We start from the raw sequence: 2,328 nt of genomic DNA on the forward strand, positions 1-2,328 counted from the left end.
GGGGATTGGGGTGATCCGTTGGGTAACTGGCTTTTCGCTGTGAGTGTGGAAAACGCGCCGACAAGGACTTGACGGCAGGAATTGGACGGCGCAAGATGCTCCGTGCGGGAGGGCATCCGCCGGAGACTTTTCAAGTTCTTGCGACCCAACGCCGGAGGCGTTGTGCGGACGTCCCTCCCGACCAACGTCCGAAGGGGCCGGCGGAAAACCGCTGGCCCCTTCGCTGTGCGGGGGCCACGCTCACGGGCATGGGCATCTCCGTCACCCCCCTCGATCCCGCCGACCCGGCGACCCTCGACGCGGTCCACCGGACGGCGGTCGCGGCCCAGGCCGTCGACGAGCCGGACCTCCCGCCGCTGTGCCGGCGACGGTTCGAGGCGCCGCTGCGGCACCCGATGCCCGGCGTCGACACCCGCTGGTGGGTGGCCCGCGTCGACGGGGTGCCCGCCGGGTGGCTCCGCCTGTACCTGCACACGCTCGACAACACCGAGAACGCCAGCGTCGAGCTGGTGGTGGATCCGGCGTACCGGCGGCGCGGGGTGGGGCGCGCCCTGCACGAGCACGGCCTCCGGCTGGTGCGCGAGCACGGTGGCAAGCGGCTGGTCGGCTCGACCGTCACGGCCCTGCCCGGCGAGGAGGGCCGGGAGCTGCCCGGGGCGGCCTTCGCCGCGGCCGTCGGCGCGAAGCCGGCGCTCACCGACGTCCGCCGCCGGTTGGACGTCACGGCGCTCGACCGGCCGCGGCTGGCCGGCCTGCTCCTCGGGGCGCGCACGGCGGCCGCCGGCTACCGCACCGTCCGCTGGGTGAACCACACCCCGGAGGAGTACGTCGCCGACGTCGCGTATCTGGAGGGCCGGTTGCTGGTCGACGCGCCACTCGGCGACCTCGAGTGGGGACAGGAGAAGGTTGACGTCGAGCGGATCCGCGGCACGGAGCGGGCGCTCGACGCGCGCGGGGTCCGCCGGTACAGCGTCGGGGCGGTGCACGAGGCGTCCGGCCGGCTGGTCGCCTGGAGCATGGTCAGCCTGGCCGCCAACACCACGTGGCACGCCTGGCAGCAGATCACCATCGTCGACCCGGACCACCGCGGCCACCGGCTCGGCCTGCTCACCAAGATCGAGAATCTCGGCCACGCCCTGGCGCACGAGCCGGAGCTGCGCGTGATCGACACGTACAACGCGGCGGCGAACACGCACATGATCGCGATCAACGAGCAACTCGGCTACCGGCCGGCGGCCGGCTCGACCGACTGGCAGCTCACCCTCTGAACCCGTCGTCGCCGCCGGGCGGGTGCAGCCGCCGCACGAGTTCCCCGGCCGCCCGCTGGAGGTTGTCATCCGGGGCGAACCGGTGTCCGCCGATCTTCGGCGGGACCGTGTCCCCGGGCGGGATCAGCAGCCCCGCCGGGTCGCGTGCCCGCCGGTCCACGTGCGCGGCGGGGTCATCGGTGGCACCGGTGTCCGCGCCGAAGACCGGGCCGCCGACCGGGTCGGTCTGCCGCCACAGGTTGATCCATCGCCAGTCCAGGCGGGCGCCGACCTCCCGCAGCACCTCGGGCCCGACATGGGCGGGGAAGACCCGGCTGTAGAGCCTCCCGAGCGGGGTGCCGTAGGTCAGCAGCGCCACCCGGGCGCGGGAGGATTCCGGCAGCTGGAGGACGGCTGCCGCGGCCAGCACGCTGCCGTGGCTCTGCCCGGAGAGCACGACGGCGTCCCCGCCGGCGACGAGGTGGCCGATCCGGCGGGTGAGGTCCGGCACCGCGCGCTCGCCGTAGCAGGGGGCGGCCAGCGGGTGCGCCGCGCGCGGCCAGAAGGTGGCCAGCTCCCAGAGCACGCCGACCATCCGGATGGCGGCCGACCGGTACGCGAACAGGCCCGCCCCGAGCAGAACCAGCGCGAACAGTCCGATCAGCAGGACGCCCAGGTCGGTCACGAAGGCCACCGGACGGGCCAGTGCGGACCCGCCGAGCTGCTGGCCCAGGTTCTCCGGTCCCCTGTGCAGCACCGACAACCCGGCGGCGCCCAGGCCCAGCGCGCTCAGCAGCGCGTACGCCGCCAGGAGCAGCGGACCCAGCCGGTCCGCGATCCGGGCGCGGATGAGCTGGTCGGCGACCGCCCGCACCCGTTGCGGCGCCGCCCGCGGCGCCTCGGGGAACTCCTGCCGGACGGCATCCTCCGCCACCCGTCGGTGCCGGGACCGCTGGTACCGGCTGACCAGTACGGCCACCGTGACGGCGCACAGCAGTGCGGCCGAGACGCCCAGGGCCGCCCATGCCCCTTATACACATCTGACGCTGCCGACGACCAGGGCGGAGGCGTGCCGGATCCA

At 74.3% G+C, this 2,328-nt stretch carries 2 protein-coding genes; one reads left to right on the plus strand and one right to left on the minus strand.

Going from position 1 to position 2,328, the window contains the following annotated elements; genetic code table 11:
- Positions 1-248: 248 nt before the first annotated feature.
- Entirely contained in the window at positions 249-1,268 is a 1,020-nt protein-coding gene (locus tag F8274_RS30505) for a GNAT family N-acetyltransferase (RefSeq protein ID WP_151465840.1), read from the plus strand.
- Here the strand turns inward: F8274_RS30505 and F8274_RS30510 are convergent.
- Positions 1,258-2,181, minus strand: coding sequence for a hypothetical protein (locus F8274_RS30510; protein WP_151465841.1), 924 nt, complete (start codon positions 2,179-2,181; stop codon positions 1,258-1,260). The genes F8274_RS30505 and F8274_RS30510 overlap by 11 nt on opposite strands.
- Positions 2,182-2,328: the final 147 nt, after the last annotated feature.

It is taken from the genome of Micromonospora sp. AMSO31t, from assembly GCF_008868175.1.
GTDB lineage: Bacteria > Actinomycetota > Actinomycetes > Mycobacteriales > Micromonosporaceae > Micromonospora.